The organism is Corallococcus macrosporus DSM 14697 (genome assembly GCF_002305895.1).
In the GTDB taxonomy this organism is placed as follows: domain Bacteria; phylum Myxococcota; class Myxococcia; order Myxococcales; family Myxococcaceae; genus Myxococcus; species Myxococcus macrosporus.
Genome location: NZ_CP022203.1, coordinates 3,541,716 through 3,559,151 on the forward strand (window position 1 = coordinate 3,541,716; position 17,436 = coordinate 3,559,151).

The 17,436-nt window shown below is 70.2% G+C and carries 16 protein-coding genes; 14 read left to right on the plus strand and 2 right to left on the minus strand.

From position 1 onward, the window contains the following. The first annotated feature begins 59 nt into the window (after positions 1-59). From MYMAC_RS14845 to MYMAC_RS14855, 3 genes are read left to right on the plus strand one after another with little or no spacing between them, the layout of a single operon-like run. Positions 60-797: a MotA/TolQ/ExbB proton channel family protein gene (locus MYMAC_RS14845; RefSeq protein ID WP_013939576.1), complete on the plus strand. Its 738-nt coding sequence runs from the start codon at positions 60-62 to the stop codon at positions 795-797. 19 nt (positions 798-816) lie between these two features. Beyond that, complete coding sequence (locus MYMAC_RS14850) at positions 817-1,338, plus strand: ExbD/TolR family protein (protein ID WP_095958571.1); 522 nt, start codon at positions 817-819, stop codon at positions 1,336-1,338. A 2-nt stretch (positions 1,339-1,340) separates the two neighbouring features. Then, positions 1,341-1,922, plus strand: coding sequence for an ExbD/TolR family protein (locus tag MYMAC_RS14855; protein ID WP_095958572.1), 582 nt, complete (start codon positions 1,341-1,343; stop codon positions 1,920-1,922). A 42-nt stretch (positions 1,923-1,964) separates the two neighbouring features. On the opposite strand, the gene MYMAC_RS14860 is transcribed toward MYMAC_RS14855, so the two are convergent. Next, entirely contained in the window at positions 1,965-2,357 is a 393-nt protein-coding gene (locus tag MYMAC_RS14860; RefSeq protein WP_013939579.1) for a TraR/DksA family transcriptional regulator, read from the minus strand. 272 nt (positions 2,358-2,629) lie between these two features. Between MYMAC_RS14860 and trmFO the strand changes: the two genes are divergently transcribed. The 11 genes from trmFO (at position 2,630) to MYMAC_RS14915 (ending at position 16,943) form a co-directional block, all read left to right on the plus strand. Then, positions 2,630-4,003, plus strand: coding sequence for a methylenetetrahydrofolate--tRNA-(uracil(54)-C(5))-methyltransferase (FADH(2)-oxidizing) TrmFO (trmFO, locus tag MYMAC_RS14865; RefSeq protein ID WP_095958573.1), 1,374 nt, complete (start codon positions 2,630-2,632; stop codon positions 4,001-4,003). Further along, entirely contained in the window at positions 4,000-5,643 is a 1,644-nt protein-coding gene (locus MYMAC_RS14870; protein ID WP_095958574.1) for a PD40 domain-containing protein, read from the plus strand. The genes trmFO and MYMAC_RS14870 overlap by 4 nt, the downstream gene beginning before the upstream one ends. 59 nt (positions 5,644-5,702) lie before the next feature. Then, on the plus strand, positions 5,703-7,964 hold the full coding sequence (locus MYMAC_RS37870) for a kinesin (protein ID WP_239989536.1): 2,262 nt from the start codon (positions 5,703-5,705) through the stop codon (positions 7,962-7,964). A gap of 49 nt (positions 7,965-8,013) precedes the next feature. Beyond that, a complete protein-coding gene (locus tag MYMAC_RS14880; protein ID WP_095958576.1) occupies positions 8,014-8,919 on the plus strand; it encodes a tyrosine recombinase XerC in 906 nt (301 codons plus the stop codon). A 128-nt stretch (positions 8,920-9,047) separates the two neighbouring features. Next, positions 9,048-9,323, plus strand: coding sequence for a hypothetical protein (locus tag MYMAC_RS14885; RefSeq protein WP_123784236.1), 276 nt, complete (start codon positions 9,048-9,050; stop codon positions 9,321-9,323). Between the two features lie 111 nt (positions 9,324-9,434). Then, positions 9,435-9,962 carry an ATP-dependent protease subunit HslV gene (gene hslV / locus MYMAC_RS14890; RefSeq protein WP_013939585.1) on the plus strand — a complete coding sequence of 176 codons (528 nt, stop codon included), beginning with the start codon at positions 9,435-9,437 and terminating at the stop codon, positions 9,960-9,962. A gap of 12 nt (positions 9,963-9,974) precedes the next feature. Beyond that, positions 9,975-11,375, plus strand: coding sequence for an ATP-dependent protease ATPase subunit HslU (gene hslU / locus MYMAC_RS14895; protein ID WP_095958577.1), 1,401 nt, complete (start codon positions 9,975-9,977; stop codon positions 11,373-11,375). A gap of 36 nt (positions 11,376-11,411) precedes the next feature. Then, positions 11,412-12,656 carry an acetylornithine transaminase gene (locus tag MYMAC_RS14900; RefSeq protein ID WP_095958578.1) on the plus strand — a complete coding sequence of 415 codons (1,245 nt, stop codon included), beginning with the start codon at positions 11,412-11,414 and terminating at the stop codon, positions 12,654-12,656. 108 nt (positions 12,657-12,764) lie between these two features. Next, positions 12,765-14,210, plus strand: coding sequence for a J domain-containing protein (locus MYMAC_RS14905; protein ID WP_095958579.1), 1,446 nt, complete (start codon positions 12,765-12,767; stop codon positions 14,208-14,210). A gap of 18 nt (positions 14,211-14,228) precedes the next feature. Then, positions 14,229-16,070 (plus strand): molecular chaperone DnaK, encoded by a 1,842-nt coding sequence (gene dnaK, locus MYMAC_RS14910; RefSeq protein WP_095958580.1) that lies wholly within the window; start codon positions 14,229-14,231, stop codon positions 16,068-16,070. Beyond that, the gene (locus MYMAC_RS14915) at positions 16,071-16,943 is read left to right on the plus strand and encodes a tetratricopeptide repeat protein (RefSeq protein WP_095958581.1); all 873 of its coding nucleotides are present in this window, start codon (positions 16,071-16,073) and stop codon (positions 16,941-16,943) included. It abuts the gene before it with no gap. Positions 16,944-16,951: 8 nt separating this feature from the next. Here the strand turns inward: MYMAC_RS14915 and MYMAC_RS14920 are convergent, their stop codons facing one another. Beyond that, entirely contained in the window at positions 16,952-17,431 is a 480-nt protein-coding gene (locus tag MYMAC_RS14920) for an FAS1-like dehydratase domain-containing protein (protein ID WP_043713148.1), read from the minus strand. Positions 17,432-17,436 lie beyond the last annotated feature (5 nt).

Here is a 17,436-nt window from a genome sequence, read left to right on the forward strand (position 1 = left end):
GTGCCCGCGTCCGGCCGGGCGCGCCCCGGGGGGCGGGCGTCGAAAGGACTCTGGGCGCAATGATTCCCTCGGTGAGCGAGCTGCTGCTGGACGTGACCTTCGCGGCCACGGAAGGCGGCCAGATGGGCGTCACGGACTCCGTCATCAAGTTCTTCAAGGATGGCGGACCGTTCATGTTCGTGAACCTGTTCTGGCTGGCGTGCTCGCTGGCGGTCGCGCTGGAGCGCGTCGTCACCCTGGTGTTCCGCTACAACCTCAACGCGCCGCCCTTCATGGAGCAGATCGCCAAGCTGGTGCGCAGCGGCAACCTGGACCGCGCGGTGAAGGTGTGCGCCATGGCGCCCAACGCGCCGCTGGCCAAGGTGGTCCGCGCGGGGCTGGTGAACGCCAACCGCGGTGAGATTGAGGTCTCCAAGGCGGTGGAGGAGGCCATCGTCGAGCACAGCCCGCACGTGTCCAAGCGCATCCCCTGGCTGTGGTCCCTGGCGAACATCGCCACGCTGGTGGGGCTGGTGGGCACCATCTTCGGCCTCATCGGCACCTTCCAGGCGCTGGGCAACGTGCCGGCGGAGCAGAAGCAGGTGCTGCTGTCGGACGGCATCTCCAAGGCGATGAACAACACCGCCTTCGCGCTCTCCATCGCCGTCATCTGCATCATCTTCCACCTGTTCCTCACGTCGTACGCGAAGAGCATGGTGGAGGGCATGGAGCTACACGCGCTCAAGCTGGAGAACCTCCTGTCCCGGCGCGGGGCGGTGGACCCGGCCACCACGGAGCTCGAGGCGCGCGCGTCGTAGAGCGCGGGGGCACGCGGCCATGGCGTTCCACTACTCCCGGCGCAAGCTGAAGGTCCGCGAGGAAGAGGAGACGGGCGAGCTGAACATCGTCCCGTACCTCGACATCCTCATGAACCTCATCATCTTCATGCTGCTGTCCATCACCGGCCTGGCGACGTTCGGCATCATCAACGTCAACGCCCCCGCCTACGGCGCGCCGACGACGGGCATGGCCCAGGAGGACCCGGACGACGCGCCCAAGCTGACGCTGTCCGTGCTCATCTCCAAGAAGGGGCACTTCGTCAGCAGTGAGAACGCCATCCTCGGCGAGGCCGGCACGCCCACCATCCCGGTGAAGGCGGACGGCATGCACGACTTCGGCGCGCTCAACGCGAAGATGGTGGAGATCAAGTCCGCGTTCCCCAAGGAGACGAAGGTCATCGTGGGCGCGGACCCGGACGTCCCCTACGAGACGCTGACGCAGACGCTGGACGCCATCCGTGAGACGCAGGGCCGCGAGCGCCGCCTGCTGTTCCCGGACGTCACGCTGGGAGCCATCTAGCCATGGCCGACCCGACGAGCCCCGCCCTGGACACGCCGGACGCGGAGACGGTGGCGCGGCTGAGCTACCGCCGGGCCCTGGCGCGCAAGAAGCGCAAGGAGCGCGAGGCGGCGGGGGAGATCAAGGAGCTGAACATCACCGCGATGATGGACATGATGACCATCCTCCTGGTGTTCCTGCTCAAGTCCTTCGCGTCGTCCTCCGCGGCGGTGACCGCGTCCGAGGACGTGCGTCCGCCGGTGTCCTCCACGCGCGCCACGCCCCGGGACACCGTGGCCGTCACGATTACCCCCAAGAACGTGCTGGTGGGGGACAAGGAAGTGCTGCGGCTGCAGGACGGCCAGTTCCCGGCCGACAAGCTCCAGGGCCGGCTGGTGCTGCCGCTGGACGCGCAGTTGAAGAAGGAAGTGGAGAAGCTGAAGTACATCGCCGCGCGCAACCCTTCCGCGCCCTTCAGCGGGGAGCTGTCCGTCATCGCGGACAAGAAGATCCCCTACGACATGCTCCTCACCGTGCTCTACACGGCGGGGCAGAACGAGCTGGAGAACTACCGCTTCGTGGTGCTCCAGAAAGAGGGCGAGTAGCACGCTCCCGGGGCGGCACCGGGAGCGCGCGCCCGGCTCGTCTCAGAGGGACGGGCTGGCCATGGGGCCGCCGCGCGTCTCCAGCTCGTGGATGCTGGCGTCCTCCTCGCAGCGGATGGCGAAGGGCAGGGCCTCCAGGCGTTCAATCGGAATCTCGAAGCCGCAGTCCACGCACTCGCCGAAGACGCCCATGTCCATGCGGCGCAGCGCGGCGTCGATGAGCATGATTTCGCGCCGCTGCGACTCCATCAGGCTGGACAGGGTGTAGTCGGCCAGCTCGGACTGGGCGTTCTCCTCGTACTCGGGGTCTCTCTCCTGGTTCTTCAGGGCGGTGAGCTCGCGGTGCGCGCCCTCATTGGCGCTGAGAATCTCCCGGCGGCGGCGCTGGAGGAGTTCGCGGATCCGGTTCAGGTCCTGAATGCGGCGGGTCGCCATGGCTTCGGTACTCCCAGTCTTCGAGTTCATGGGCGCTCGCTCGGATGCAGGCCGCCCCCGAGCGGCGAACGCGAGAAACGTAGGGGTGCAACCCAGGTAGGGAAACCGCGCCTTCCAACGGGGGGCGCAGGTGGGCCGCTGGGCAGCCGGCCAGGCGTGAATCCGGAGGGAAAGCGTGGGGTCGCACACGGCTGAATCGACGCTGGGCCCGGGCGTGTCAGTCCTGCTAACAGTTGCTGGACGGCCGCGTGGCGCGGGCCTGGAGGAAGCGGATGGCGGATCAGAAGCAGCGGGTGACGGTGATTGGCGGAGGCCTGGCGGGGACCGAGTGCGCCTACCAGCTCGCCCGCCGCGGGGTGCCGGTGGTGCTGCGGGAGATGAAGCCCCACAAGCGTTCCCCGGCGCACAAGGCGGACACGCTGGCGGAGCTGGTGTGCAGCAACTCGCTGCGCTCGGACAACCCGGAGAGCGCCATTGGCCTGCTGCACGCGGAGCTGCGCGCGCTGGGCTCGCTGGTGCTGGGCGCCGCGGACGCCAACCGGGTGCCCGCCGGTGACGCGCTGGCGGTGGAGCGCGAGCGCTTCTCCGCCGCGATTACGGAGTCGCTGCTGCGCCAGCCCGGCGTGGAGCTGGTGGCCGGCGAGGTGGAGCGCCTGCCCGAGGACGGCCCGGTGGTGATCGCCACCGGCCCGCTCACGTCGGACGCGCTGACGCGGGAGCTGGAGCGTCACGTGGGGACGAAGCTCTACTTCTATGACTCCATCGCGCCCATCCTGGCGGCGGACTCCATCGACATGAACGTGGCGTTCCGCCAGAGCCGCTACGGCAAGGGCGGCGGGGACGACTACCTCAACCTGCCGATGACGAAGGACGAGTACTACCGCTTCATCGCCGAGGTGAAGGCGGGGCAGAAGGTGGTGCCGCACGCTTTCGAGGAACCGAAATACTTCGAAGGCTGTCTGCCCATTGAAGTGATGGCCGAGCGCGGAGACGACACCCTGGCCTACGGGCCCATGAAGCCGGTGGGCCTGAGGGACCCGCGCACGGGCGTGGAGCCCTACGCGGTGGTGCAGCTCCGCATGGAGGACGTGGGCGGCACGTCCTGGAACATGGTGGGCTTCCAGACGCGGCTGACCTGGGGTGAACAGAAGCGCATCTTCAGCGGCTTCATCCCCGGACTTCAGCAGGCGGAGTTCCTCCGGATGGGGCAGATCCACCGCAACACCTTCATCGACTCGCCCCGGCTGCTGTCGAAGGACCTGTCGTTGAAGTCGGAGCCCCGGCTCTACTTCGCGGGCCAGGTCTCCGGCGTGGAGGGCTACGTGGAGAGCGCGGCGTGTGGATACCTGGTGGCGTTGGCGCTGCACGCGAAGCTGACGGGGGCGGAGTGGGTGCCGCCGCCGGCCACCACGGCGATGGGCGCGCTCCTGCGGCACGTGACGGGAGAGGCGCATCCGCCGGACTACCCGCACCAGCCCTCCAACATCATCTTCGGCATCTTCCCGCCGATTACCGGGCGCATGAAGAAGGCGGAGAAGCGCGCGGCGTATTCGGCGCGGGCGAAGCAGGACCTGGCGGCATGGCTGCCGCACGCGGGCGTCCCGACGGTGGGCGCCCCCGAGCACGTGGACCAGAGGAGCGCATGATGCGGATGCGGCAGGGGCGGCTGTGGACCGCGGGCCTGGTGGCCTCGCTGGTGATGGCGGGCACGGGCTGCAAGAAGGGCGAAAACGGCGGCTCGGAGGCGCCGGGCGTGCGGCGCACCAAGGCCGCCGCGACGGCGGAGAAGCCGCCCCCGCCCGGTGCCCCTGGCGCGGGGCAGGGCACGCTCCTGGCCGCGGGCCGGGTGACGGACCTGCGCGTGACGGCGGATGGCCGCTTCGCCACGTACATCGTCAACGGGAAGAAGCCCGCGCTGGACGGCATCCCGCCGCAGATGGTGCTGGGCGAGCTGTTCGTGGTGCCCGTGGAGGGCGGCGAGCCGCGCAAGCTGGGCGAGGGCGTGACGAACGTCCCGGGGGGCCAGTTGGTGGCGCCGGGCTCGAAGTACGCGCTCTTCCTCGCCGGCTACAGCCCGACGACGCAGTCGGGCGCGCTGACCGTGGCCTCGCTGGACGACGCCACGGCGGAGCCCGTCGTGCTGGGCACGGCGGTCAGCTACATGCTGCCCAGCCCGGACGGGACGAAGGTGGCCTTCGTGGATGGCGGCAAGCTGAAGCTGGGCGCGCTGCCGTCGGGCCCCTTCACGGACGTGGCGGGGGAGGTCAGCACGGCCCAGTTCACCCCGGACGGCAAGACGCTGCTCTTCAAGCGCCGGCTGTCCGCGGCGGGGGGCCTGGCGGCCATCTCCGTGGACAATCCCGACGCGCCGCCCATCAAGGTGGGCGACCAGGTGGGGGACTACGAGGTCTCCCCGGATGGTCAGCGCGTGGCCTTCCAGGTGCGCAGCGAGTCGGTGCGGGGGCTGTATGACTTGTACCTGGCGGAGCTGCCGGCGCTGAAGGCGAAGCGGGTGGCGGTGGCCTCGGGCGTATTTGGCTTCTCGCCGGACGGCAAGTGGCTGGCGCGCACGGAGAACGGCAAGCCGAACGTGCCGGGAGATTTGCACCTGGGCCCGGCGTCGGGCGGCGCGGGGCGCAAGCTGGGCGTGCAGGTGGAGAAGCTGGCCTTCGCGCCGGACTCGCGGGCGGTGGGCTTCCTGGAGAAGTACGACTCCACGGCGAACGCCGGGCTGATGTCGGTGGCCGCGCTGCCGGACGGCGCGACGAAGCAGGTGGGCGGCCGTGTGCCGAACTTCGTCTGGGGCTCGGATGGGCGCTACCTGGCGTTCCTCTCGCGCATCCTCAAGCCGGCGTATTCGGTGGACCTGATGCTGTACACCCTGGGCGAGGAGAAGGCGGCCAAGGTGCAGCAGGGCGTCTTCGGCTATGGCTTCACGCCGGCCAACGGGCAGGTGGTGTTCCGCTCCAACTGCATCCGCAACGGGCGCTCCTGTGACTTCATGGCCATGGACCTGCCCAGGCAGGCGGAGCCCCGCACGTGGCTGCAGGGCATCTTCAGCTACAAGCTGTCGGAAGACGGCCAGCGGGTGCTCGTCACGTATGCCCGGATGGACTCGGACACCTATGACGTGGCCGTGTACGACGTGAAGACCCAGGCGCGGAAGACGCTGGACCAGGGCGTCCAGGTGCCGGTGTCCTTCGGGGGCAAGAATGACTCGCTTGCCGTGTACGCGATTACGCAGGGCCCGAAGGCTGGCATCTACAGCGTCCCCGCGGTGCCATAGCTTTCGACTGTTGAGGATCGTGCGATTCGCCGGGCGGTGTGCTTACTTCCGCCGCCCGTATGGCTCCGCTCATCTATCGCCGCTACGGCGGCTCGCTCCAGGTCGACATCCCCTCCTTCGACGTGCTCGTCGAGGCGGTCCGCATTCCCGAGACGCAGTGGATTGCCACCGCATGCCCGTTGGAGGGCTTGAGCTGTGATCCGCGCCTGCTGACGTTGCTGGACGCGGACGGCAACGGCCGCATCCGCGTGGCGGAGGTGCGCAAGGCGGTGGACTGGGCCGCCCGGCAGCTCAAGGACCGGCGCGGGGCGGACGCCTCCAGTGACGTGCTGGCGCTGGACGCGCTCAGCGAGGAGGCGCGGCCCCTGCGCGGCGCGGCGGAGATGATTCTCCGGACGCTCAAGGCCCCTGACGCGGGGAGCATCTCCCTGGCGCAGGTCCGTGACAGCGAGAAGGCCCTGCGGGAGTCCGGGCAGAATGGCGACGGCATCCTCGCGCCCGCGCACCTGCCGGAGCGCCTTCGCCCGCTGGCCCAGGCGCTGATGGCGAGCTTCCCCGCGCTGACGAACCGGGCCGGGCAGGCGGGGGTGGACGCGTCGCTGGTGAAGCGCTTCCGCGAGGAGCGCGCGAAGCTGCTGGAGCACCGGGACAAGCAGGGCGCGGCCTTCGTCTGGGGCGAGGTCAGCCTGGACACGGCGAAGCGCGTGCGCGCGGTGGCACCTCACCTGGACGCGTACTTCGTGCAGTGCCGGCTGGTGGCCGCGCAGCCCGAGGCGGCGGCCAGCCTGCGCCTGCGCGCCGAGCGCGTGGAAGGGGCGCTGGGAGACGTGGCGGCGTTGGGGAAGGCGGCGGGGGATCTGCCCATCGCGCCGCCGGACGCTTCGGGCGCGCTGGAGTGGTCGCGCCTGTTGCGCGGCCCCGCGTTTGAGTTGCTGGAGGCGTTCCGGAAGGACGTCGCCACGCCGATGACGGGGGACTCGCAGCGGCTGACGGACTCCGCCTGGCGCGAGCTGCTGGCGAAGGCGGACGGCGTGCTGGCGTGGCAGGCGCAGCTCGACGCGAACCCGGTGCGCAAGCTGATGGACACGCTGCCAGACGTGTCCGACGCGGACCTGGACGCCGTCGAGGCCGTGAGCGCGGCGGACCTCGCGCTCAAGCCCACGTTGGATGCGATTGTCGAGCTGGAGCGGCTGGTGCTGTACCAGCGCTGGCTGCTGCTGTTCGCCAACAACTTCATCAGCATGCCCGGCCTCTACATGCCCAAGCGGAGGGCGCTGGTGGAGAAGGGGACGCTCATCCTCGGGGGGCGCAAGTACACGCTGTCGGTGCTGGTGACGAACCGGGCCGCGCACACCGCGCTGACGTCGCTGGGCACCACGTGCATCCTCTACGTCCAGGTGGCGCCGAAGGACGGGACGCCGGGCTACGAGGTGGCGGTGCCGGTGACGAGCGGCCGGAGCACGGAGCTCACGGTGGGCAAGCGCGGCGTCTTCTACGACGTGGACGGCGTGGAGAGCGACGCCATCGTGACGCACGTGATTCGCCAGCCCGTGTCGCTGTGGGAGGCGATGACCATGCCCTTCGCGCGCATCGGCGCCTTCATCACCAAGAAGGTGGAGGGCCTGGCGTCGGCGGGGGAGAAGACCTTCGATACGACGCTGGAGCAGGGCTACACGAACGCGGCGAACGCGCCAGTGGTGGCGGCGCCTGCTCCCGCCGCGGCTCCGGCTCCGGCGGCCGGAGGGGCGGGGCTCGCGGGGGTGGTCGCGGCGGGTGGTGTCGCCGCGGCGGCGCTGGGTTCGTCCTTCGCGTTCATCATGTCGCAGGTGAAGTCGCTGACGCTGGTGGACCTCATCTCGGCGGCGACGTTGCTTGCCATCGTGGTGATGGCGCCCGCGGGGCTTCTGGGCTGGCTCAAGCTGCGCCGGCGCAACCTGGCGCTGCTGCTGGAGGGCTCGGGCTGGGCGCTGAATGACCGGCTGATGTTGACGCCGGAGCTGTCCTCGCTGGTGACGCGCCGCCCGAAGCTGCCGGCGAACGCCCGGGTGGACCGCCTGGACATGGTGCGCCCGGCGCTGGCCCGTCAGCAGCAGGACGACGAGGCGGAGGGCGCGTCCGGCTGGACGAAGCTCGCCGTCACGCTGGCGGTGATTTTCGTGCTGCTCTGGCAGGTCCGGATTCCGCTGCTGACGTGGTTCTGCCACGCGGGCTGGTTGTCCCAGGACACTTGCCTGGCGGTGTTGCCTTCCGAGGTGGCACCGGCGGCTCCGGCCGCGCCCGCGGCGGCGGCGCCCGCTGCGGCACCGGCCAAGGCGCCGTAGCACACCGCGAATCTTGCAAGGATTTCTCCGGCCCGTAGGCTCGTCGTCGATGACGACGAGCCTCTCGCCCCTGCTGGAGAAGTTCCGTGCCCACCTGGAGGACGAGAAGGGCTCGTCCCCGCACACGGTGCGCAACTACCTCATCGACCTGGTGGACTACGAGCGCTACCTGGTCGAGCGGATGAAGCTGTCGCTCCTCTCCGGGACGCACGCGGCGATTCGCGGCTATCTGGGCACGTTGAGCACGGACCACGCGCCGTCGAGCCGGGCGCGGCGGCTGGCGAGCATCAAGTCGTTCTACAAGTACCTGGTGCGGCAGAAGCTGCTGCCCGCGAGTCCGGCGAAGCTGGTGAAGAGCCCGAAGCTGCCGAAGACGCTGCCCAAGGTGCTGCCGGTGGAGGAGGTGTTCGCCATCCTGGACATGCCCGACCTGAAGACGGTGCTCGGGCTGCGGGACAGGGCGATTCTGGAGCTGCTCTATGGCGGCGGCCTGCGTATCAGCGAGCTGTGCGGCTTGGACCTGCTGGACATCGACCGGAGCGGGCGAATCGTCCGGGTGATGGGCAAGGGGAGCAAGGAGCGGCTCGTTCCGGTGAATGCGCAGTCCATCCGCGCGCTGGAGGCGTACCTCTCGCGGCGCGGGGAGCTGCTGGCCACGATTCGGAAGGACCAGGCGCCGGAGGCGATGTTCCTCAACTTCCGGGGCGGGCGGCTGACGCCGCGGAGCATCGCGCGGCACCTGGACACGTACGTGCTGAAGTGCGCGCTGACGCGGAAGGTGAGCCCGCACGCGATGCGTCACTCCTTCGCCACGCACCTGCTGGGCGGCGGCGCGGACATCCGCAGCATCCAGGAGCTGCTGGGCCATTCGAGCCTGTCCACCACGCAGCGGTATACCCAGGTGACGTGGGAGCAGCTCCAGCAGGTCTACGACTCGGCGCATCCGCGGGCGTGATGGCAGGTCATTTCTGTCGTGAGTTGCAAATGCGGATGCGCTCTGGTTCTTGGCGATATGCCCATGCCAACGGGCATGATTCGCCGGCCCGAAGGTGAGTCTGTCTTTGTTTCGGGATGAGCGTGCCGATGTCGCTTGCTGCCATTGGTAATGCATTGGCCTGGGGCTTTCTGGGCCTCGGACTGTTGAGTGATGCGTACACCGTCTTCCTCTTTTGGCGCACGAGGAAGGGGCGCATGGCGTCGGGCGTGCCGGTCGTCGCCCTGATTTGCTACCTCCTGTTCTGCTCGCTCCGCACGGCGCTGTCGCGGGACTGCTTCGTTCCACTCCTCGCGGGCTTGTTCATCGTCCATGTGTTGGTGCAGTGGGTCCTGCCAACGGTCCTGGGACGCCGCCTGTCGTGACGGGGGCCCCGCTGTGACGCGCCACCCCGTCGCGCCGGCAACGGTGCGGGAGCAGACAGCCAGTCACTGTTCCTTGGAAACGCCGCCCCCGGCTTGTTAAACCCGGGGCCTATGTTCCACGGCACCACCATCCTCTGCGTGCGACGCGACGGAAAGGTCGCCATCGCCAGCGACGGCCAGGTCTCCCTCGAAAAGACCGTGATGAAGAACACGGCGAAGAAGGTCCGCCGCCTGGGTGAAGGCCAGGTGCTCGCCGGCTTCGCTGGCAGCACCGCGGACGCCTTCACCCTCTTCGAGCGCTTCGAGGCCAAGCTCAAGGAGCACCAGAAGAACATGGCCCGCGCCTGCGTGGAGCTGGGCAAGGACTGGCGCACCGACCGCTTCCTCCGCCGCCTGGAGGCGCTCCTCATCGTCGCGGACAAGGAGAAGACCTTCATCCTCTCCGGCGCCGGCGACGTCATCGAGCCCGACTACGGCATCGCCGCCGTGGGCAGCGGCGGCCCCTACGCCTTCGCCGCGGCGCGCGCCCTCATGGCGCACACCCAGCTCTCCGCTCGCGACGTGGTCCATCAGTCGCTCACCATCGCGGGCGAAATCGACATCTACACCAACGCCAACATCTCCATCGAAGAGCTCTAGGAGACACGCCCCGTGGCCGAAACGCGCAAGTTGTCCGCCTTCACGCCTCGCGAGGTCGTCAGCGAGCTGGACCGTTACATCGTGGGCCAGAACGCCGCCAAGCGCGCCGTCGCCATCGCCCTGCGTAACCGCTGGCGCCGCCAGCAGGTCAACGACGACCTGCGTGACGAAATCCACCCGAAGAACATCATCATGATCGGCCCCACCGGCGTGGGGAAGACGGAGATCGCCCGCCGGCTGGCGAAGCTGGCCCAGGCGCCCTTCGTCAAGGTGGAGGCCTCCAAGTTCACCGAGGTCGGCTACGTCGGCCGCGACGTCGAGTCCATGATTCGCGACCTCGTCGAGGCCGCCATCGTCTTGGTCCGCGAAGAGGAGACCGAGAAGGTCTCCACCCGCGCCGAGGAGCAGGCCGAGGACCGCCTCATGGAGCTGATCCAGGGCGGCGGTACGAAGTCCTCCTCCGCCACGCCGCCGTTCGGCTTCGCCCCGCCGCCGCCGCCCCCGGCCCAGCGTCTGAGCGATTCGGCGCGCGAGAAGCTCCGCGCCCAGCTCCGCGCCGGCACCCTGGATGACGTCGAGGTCGAGGTGGAGACGGCGGAGTCCTCGCCCACCTTCATGCGCAACTTCTCCGGCCAGGGCATGGAGGAGATTGGCGTCAACCTCCAGGACCTCTTCAAGAACATGCCGGGCATGAACAAGACGCGCCGCCGCCGCGTGCGCGTGCCCGAGGCCTTCCAGCTCCTGCGCAAGGAAGAGGCCGCCAAGCTGGTGGACCCCGACCGCGTCCAGCGAGAGGCCGTGGTCCGCGCGGAGACGAGCGGCATCATCTTCATCGACGAAATCGACAAGATCGCCAGCCGCGAGGGCGGCGGGAAGGGCGGAGGCGGCCCGGACGTGTCCCGGGAGGGCGTCCAGCGGGACATCCTCCCCATCGTCGAGGGCTCGTCCGTCAACACCAAGTACGGCGTGGTGAAGACGGACCACATGCTCTTCATCGCCGCCGGCGCCTTCCACGTCTCCAAGCCCAGCGACTTGATTCCCGAGCTCCAGGGCCGCTTCCCCATCCGCGTGGAGCTGGAGCCCCTCACCGGCGAGGACCTGGTGCGGATCCTCCGGGAGCCGAAGAATTCACTCCTGCGACAGTACACGGCGCTGCTCAGCACCGAAGGTGTGCGCCTGTCCTTCACCGACGACGCGGTGACGGAGCTGGCGCGTATCGCCCAGCAGGCCAACGAGCGCACGGCGAACATCGGCGCCCGGCGGCTGCACACCATCCTGGAGCGACTGCTGGACGAGGTGTCCTTCTCGGCCAGTGAGATGGGGCCCCGGGATTTCCAGGTGGACGCTGCTTACGTGCGTGAGCGCCTGTCCGCCATCGTCCAGGACGAGGACCTGTCGCGCTACATCCTCTAGCGCGCTATATGCGGAGGGGACCGTACCGCACGAAGGATGACTGCCTTGTCGCAATCCGAGTTGTCCCCCTCCGCATCGTCCGACGCACCCACTGACGCCCTGGTCCAGAAGGCGAAGCGCCACCTGCTGCAGAACTACAAGCAGCCGCCCTTCGTGCTGGCCCGGGGGCAGGGGGCCCGCGTCTGGGACACGGATGGGCGCGAGTACCTGGACCTGATTGGCGGCATCGCCACGTGCGCGCTGGGCCATTGCCACCCGGACGTGGTGGCCGCCGCGAAGGCGCAGCTCGACTCGCTGTGGCACGTCTCCAACGCCTTCTACTCGCAGCCCCAGATTGACCTGGCCGCGCAGCTCACGGAGTGGTCCGGGCTGGAGCGCGCGTTCTTCTGCAACTCGGGCGCGGAGGCGAACGAGGCGCTGCTCAAGCTGACGCGCAAGGTGATGAAGGACCGCGGCACGCCGGAGCGCTTCGAGGTCATCACCTTCGACAGCAGCTTCCACGGCCGCACCCTGGCCACCGTGACGGCGACGGGCCAGACGAAGTACCAGAAGGGCTTCGAGCCGCTGCCCGCCGGCTTCACCCACGTGCCCTACGGCGACCTCGAAGCGGTGCGAAAGGCCGTGGGCCCGGCGACCGCCGCCATCCTCGTGGAGCCCATCCAGGGCGAGGGTGGGGTGCGCGTGGCGCCCCAGGGCTTCCTCGCCGGGCTGCGCGCGCTGTGTGACGCGCACGGCCTGCTGCTGCTGGTGGACGAGGTGCAGACGGGCATGGGCCGCACCGGCAAGCCCTTCGGCTTCATGCACGAAGGCATCCTCCCGGACGGCATCAGCGTGGCCAAGGCGCTGGGCAACGGCCTGCCCATTGGCGCCATGCTCTGCAAGGACGCGCTGGGCGCCAGCCTCACGCCGGGCACGCACGGCTCCACCTTCGGTGGCAACCCGGTCGCCGCGTCCGCCGCCAACGCCGTGCTGCGCATCCTCCGCCGCCCCGGCTTCCTGGACGAGGTCCAGGAGAAGGGCGCGTACCTCCTCGCGAAGGCCCGCGAGCTCCAGGGCCGGCTGCCCGCGGGCCGCATCCAGGCCGTGCGCGGACAGGGGCTGCTGCTGGGCGTGGAGCTGGACCGTGAAGTGGCGCCCGTCATCGCGCAGCTCCGCGGCGAGGGGCTGCTGGTGAACGCCGCGGGTGAGCGCACGCTGCGCTTCGCGCCGCCCTTCATCGTCACCGTGAGCGAGCTGGACCAGGGCCTGTCCATCCTCGAGCGCGTGCTCGCCAGCAACTGACGGCGTGGCCGTCCTCCATCTCTAGGAGTCAGGGTTCACGGACGTTTGACGCCCTGCGTCCGGAACCCTACTCTGGAAACTCCGGAAGTCTTTCCTCGGACCGCCACTGTGAGTGCGCCAAACACGATCATCGGGCTGGGGGCCCTGACGGATCACCTCGCCACGGTGCCCCACCTGGACGCCTCCCGCCTCCAGCTCACCGCGGAAGAGGGCGCGGTGCTCCAGCTCGTGGGGCGCGTGGAGCGCATCGACCAGGTGCTGGCGCGCTCCAGGCTGGGCGAGCCGCGCACCATCGCCGTGCTGCTCGCGCTGCGCGCCAAGGGCGCCATCGTCCCGGCGCGGGTGGTGCCCCGGGGCGCGCCCGCGCCCGTGGTGGACGCGGCCCTGGCCGAGGACGTGGACCTGGAGCCGGAGCGGAAGCGGGAGATCATCGAGCTGGAGCGCTCGCTCGATGCGATGGACCACTTCGCCGTGCTGGGGTTGAAGCCCGGGGCGCCCGCGTCGGAGGTGAAGCAGGCGTATTACAACGCCTCGCGTCGCTTCCATCCGGACCGCTACTTCGGGAAGAACCTGGGCAGCTTCCGGGCCCGCATGGAGCGAATCTTCCGGCGCCTCACGGACGCGCACAACGTGCTCATGCAGCCGGACAAGCGCGAGGCCTACCTCCGGGCGAACCCGGCGCTGGCCCAGGCGGAACGGGCCGCCGCGCCGCCGCCCGCGCCGCCGCCGCCGCCCGCGCAGCCGCTGCTGACGCCGGAGCCTCCGCCCGTCCACCACGCCTCACCGCCGCGCCCGGCGCCGGTGACCCCCAGCGCCGCCTCCATGCCTCCGCTGTCGCCCTCGCCGGGGGCCAGCGCGGCCGCGTCCATTCCTCCGGCCTCGCGCCCGCTGTCGCCTCCGCCGATGGCCAGCGCGGCCTCCACCATTCCTCCGCCGTCGCGTCCGCTGTCGCCACCGCCAGGGGATGACGACGCGTCCGAGGCCCGCCGCGCGGAGCGGCAGGCCCGGCTGGCCCGGCACCCCTACCTGGCCCGCACGGGGCGGCTCGCGGAGCTGATTGCCCGGGGCAAGGCCGCCATCGCCAAGGGCGACTGGGAGCGGGCCTACCACGACTTCCATCAGGTCCAGACGCTGGACCCGAAGAACCGCGAAGTCGCCATGCTCCTGGTCAAGGCGCGACGGGGGCATGACGCGCAGCGGGCGACCATCGAGGTGTCCCGGGGCCGCGAGCTGGAGCGCCATGGCGACACCCAGGCGGCCATGGCGGCCTACCGGCTCGCCTGCTCGCTGGACGACCAGAACGCCGAGGCCGCCTGGCGCGCCGCCCGCCTGGGCCACCTGCTGGGGCAGGATGCGGCCGAAATCCGGGTGCTGGCGCAACGCGCCGTGGAGCTGGACGAGAACAAGGCGGAGTACCACCTGACGTTGGGAAAGGTGCTGTTGGACGTCGGATCGAAGAAACTCGCCAAGCGGGCCTTCGAGGACGCGGCGAAGCTGGCCCCGGACAACGCGGAAGCAAAGGCGTCGCTCAAGAAGCTGCGCTGGACGTTCTAGGAGTGAGCACGGTTCCCCATGGCTGAGCCCGAACCCCTCATTGGCATCGACCTGGGAACGACGAACAGCATCGTCGCCACCGTCCAGGACGGCCAGCCCATCGTCATCAAGAACCGCACGGGCCAGACGCTGACGCCGTCCGTCGTGGCCATGGCGAAGAATGGCAAGCGGCTGGTGGGCGGCATCGCCAAGCGCCAGGCCATCACCAACCCGCAGGAGACGGTGTACGCCGCCAAGCGGCTCATCGGCCGGAAGTTCTCCTCGCACGAGGTGCAGGACGCGCTGCGCGCGCTGCCCTACGAGGTCGTCGCCGGGCAGCACGACGACCTGCGCATCCGCATGGGCGGCAAGGACCTGTCCGTCCCCGAAATCAGCGCCATGATCCTCCAGGAGCTGAAGGCGGACGCGGAGGCGCACTTCGGCCGTCCCGTCACCAAGGCCGTCGTCACGGTGCCGGCCTACTTCAACGACGCCCAGCGCCAGGCCACCAAGGACGCCGGCCGCATCGCCGGGCTGGACGTGCTGCGCATCATCAACGAGCCCACCGCGGCGGCGCTGGCCTACGGCTTCGGCCGCACGGTGAACGGGCGCGTGGCCGTGCTGGACCTGGGCGGCGGCACCTTCGACGTGTCCGTGCTCGAAATCTCCCAGGGCGTCTTCGACGTGGTGGGCACCGGCGGTGACACCTACCTGGGCGGCGAGGACTGGGACAACCGCATCATCGAGTGGCTCGTCTTCGGCTTCGCGAAGGAGCACGGCATCGACCTGCGCAAGGACCGCATGGCGTTGCAGCGGCTCAAGGACGCGGCGGAGAAGGCGAAGGTGGAGCTGTCCAGCGTGAAGGAGGCGGCCCTCAACCTGCCCTTCATCTGCACGCCGCCCGGCGGCGGGGCGGCGCTCCACCTGCAAGCCACGCTGACCCGCGACAAGCTGGACGACCTCACGGCCGACCTGGCGGAGCGGGTGGTGGGGCTCACCACGGAGGTGCTGGGCGAGGCGGGCGTGCGCGCCTCCGAGCTCAAGGAAGTCATCCTCGTGGGCGGCATGTCGCGCATGCCGAAGATCGTGGAGGCCGTGCGCGGCTACTTCCGCCGGGAGCCCTGCAAGGGCGTCCACCCGGACGAGGTCGTGGCGCTGGGCGCGGCCATCCAGGCCCACGCGCTGGTGCAGCCGGAGCACGAGCTGCTGCTGCTGGACGTGACGCCGCAGAGCCTGGGCGTGGCCATCGCGGGGGGCTCGGTGCGGCGCCTCATCCCGAGGAACACCACCGTGCCCACGTCCGCCACCGAGGTCTTCGCCACGTCGAAGGACCTCCAGCGCGTGGTGAAGATCATGGTGCTCCAGGGCGAGCACGACCTGGCGCACCAGAACGAGCTGCTGGGCGAGTTCGTCCTCACCGGCCTGCGGGAGGCGCCCCGGGGGCAGGTGGAGATCGACGTCACCTTCGACATCAACGCGGAGGGCATCGTCTCCGTGCACGCGAAGGACCGGGAGACGGGGCTGCGCCAGTCCATCACCGTCACCGCGTCCAGCGGCCTCACGGAGGAGGAGCTCAAGCGCATCATGGACGAGCAGCGCGGGTACCTCCTGGCCGCGCGGGCCTCCGAGGAGCTGAAGACGCGGCGCGTGGAGCTGGACTCGCTGGCGCGCGACGTGGTGGACGCCCTGACGCGGGCGCGGCTGCTCCCAGGCGGCGGCGGCCTGGCGGCGGACGTGATGCCTCGCGCGGAGCAGATGCTGGAGCACGCGCGCGCCGTCCGCGCGGGCGAGGACGTGGCGGCGCTGGGACGCGCCTGTGAGCTGCTGGCCGGGTGCCTGGCGCAGCTCAAGGGCTCGGCATCCAGCGGGACGGGGCGGTAGATGAGCAGCCAGCGCGCGAACCAGCTCATCGAAGCGGGACTGTGGCTGCGCCTCAGCGGCGATGCCCAGGGCGCGCAGCGCCTCTTCGAGCGCGCGCTGGAGCTGGACCCGGCCAACACGCGCGCCCGCGAGTACCTGGCGGCCGCGGCGGGGGCCCCCTCGCGAGGCACCGCGACGCCCTTCGAGCGGCCGCCGGACCTGGAGCCCTCGTCCGGGCGCCTGGCGCCCACGGACGCGGACCTGCCCGTGTCCCCGGCGCTGGAGGGTGACTGGGGCGCGTGGGCGGAGGGGCAGGGCGGTCCGCTGGAGGGCGGGAACAAGGCGCCCCCCGCGCCCGTCGTCCTGCCGGATGCGCCGGCGGACGCGCTGGAGCTGCTGGCGCGCGACGTGGTCATCGACGTGGACGAGCCCGTCGTCGCCGCGAAGGGGGATACCGACGAGTACGGCATCCCCGAGGGCCACACCCAGGAGTTCGGCCTGCCTCCGGTGGAGAGCGAGCTGGACCTGCTGCTGCGCGGAGCGGAGGACCTGCTGGAGCTGGATGACCACTCCGGCGCGGTGGACCTGCTCTTCAAGGCGAAGGAGCTGGCGCCCACGGACGCGCGCGTGGAGGCGCTGCGCGTGCGCAGCGAGCGGATGCTGATGGCGCGGCTGGAGTCCAAGCTGGGCGACCTGGGCCGGGTGCCCGCGGTGCGCCTCCAGCCGGACGACATCATCTGGCTCAACCTGGACCACCGCGCCGGCTTCGTGCTGGCGCAGATTGACGGCTCGGTGAGCTACGAGGACCTCTTCTCGCTGTCGGGGATGACGCGGCTGGACACCGCGCGCATCCTCGCTCAGCTCATCGATGAGGGCGTCATCTCCGCGGACTGACGGCCAGGCTAGCCGCGGATGATGGCGGACCAGGTCCCCTTCACCACCAGGGCGCCGTGCTGGTTGCGCGACTCGCTGGTGACGATAACGAAGCCCATGCGGGCGCGCTCGTAGAGGTCCGCGATGCGGCCCGTCGTCGTCATCACGTCGCCAGGGCGCATGACGTCCAGGAACTCCAGGTCCTGTTCGCCGTGCACCACCATCCGCAGGTTGATGTTCAGCGCGGGGTCCGCGAGGGCGGCGCTGAAGGGCCGGATGGCGAAGACGACGGCGAAGCTGGGGAAGGCGATGAGGCCCCCGTGCGGCCCCGCCTGGGCGGCCCGCGCGTCGTGGAGCAGCGGGCTGACGTGCGCGGGGGGCTCACCCGGCGTGCCGGCGCCCGGCTTCGCGCCGCCGACGGCGAGCGTGAACTCGCGCATCTTCTCTTCGCCAAGGGTGTAGCGGTACGGGCCGTACTCACGGCCGATGAATTGCTTGTCGAGGGCCATGAGCG

Excerpts from the sequence above, each read along its gene's own strand:
- MYMAC_RS14880 (WP_095958576.1), top strand. The coding sequence starts at position 8,014 with ATGACGACGAGCCTCTCGCCCCTGCTGGAGAAGTTCCGTGCCCACCTG.
- MYMAC_RS14850 (WP_095958571.1), top strand. The coding sequence starts at position 817 with ATGGCGTTCCACTACTCCCGGCGCAAGCTGAAGGTCCGCGAGGAAGAG.
- MYMAC_RS37870 (WP_239989536.1), top strand. The coding sequence starts at position 5,703 with ATGGCTCCGCTCATCTATCGCCGCTACGGCGGCTCGCTCCAGGTCGAC.
- hslV (WP_013939585.1), top strand. The coding sequence starts at position 9,435 with ATGTTCCACGGCACCACCATCCTCTGCGTGCGACGCGACGGAAAGGTC.
- dnaK (WP_095958580.1), top strand. The coding sequence starts at position 14,229 with ATGGCTGAGCCCGAACCCCTCATTGGCATCGACCTGGGAACGACGAAC.
- MYMAC_RS14885 (WP_123784236.1), top strand. The coding sequence starts at position 9,048 with ATGTCGCTTGCTGCCATTGGTAATGCATTGGCCTGGGGCTTTCTGGGC.
- MYMAC_RS14870 (WP_095958574.1), top strand. The coding sequence starts at position 4,000 with ATGATGCGGATGCGGCAGGGGCGGCTGTGGACCGCGGGCCTGGTGGCC.
- MYMAC_RS14900 (WP_095958578.1), top strand. The coding sequence starts at position 11,412 with ATGACTGCCTTGTCGCAATCCGAGTTGTCCCCCTCCGCATCGTCCGAC.
- trmFO (WP_095958573.1), top strand. The coding sequence starts at position 2,630 with ATGGCGGATCAGAAGCAGCGGGTGACGGTGATTGGCGGAGGCCTGGCG.
- MYMAC_RS14855 (WP_095958572.1), top strand. The coding sequence starts at position 1,341 with ATGGCCGACCCGACGAGCCCCGCCCTGGACACGCCGGACGCGGAGACG.
- MYMAC_RS14860 (WP_013939579.1), bottom strand. The coding sequence starts at position 2,357 with ATGGCGACCCGCCGCATTCAGGACCTGAACCGGATCCGCGAACTCCTC.
- MYMAC_RS14915 (WP_095958581.1), top strand. The coding sequence starts at position 16,071 with ATGAGCAGCCAGCGCGCGAACCAGCTCATCGAAGCGGGACTGTGGCTG.
- MYMAC_RS14845 (WP_013939576.1), top strand. The coding sequence starts at position 60 with ATGATTCCCTCGGTGAGCGAGCTGCTGCTGGACGTGACCTTCGCGGCC.
- MYMAC_RS14920 (WP_043713148.1), bottom strand. The coding sequence starts at position 17,431 with ATGGCCCTCGACAAGCAATTCATCGGCCGTGAGTACGGCCCGTACCGC.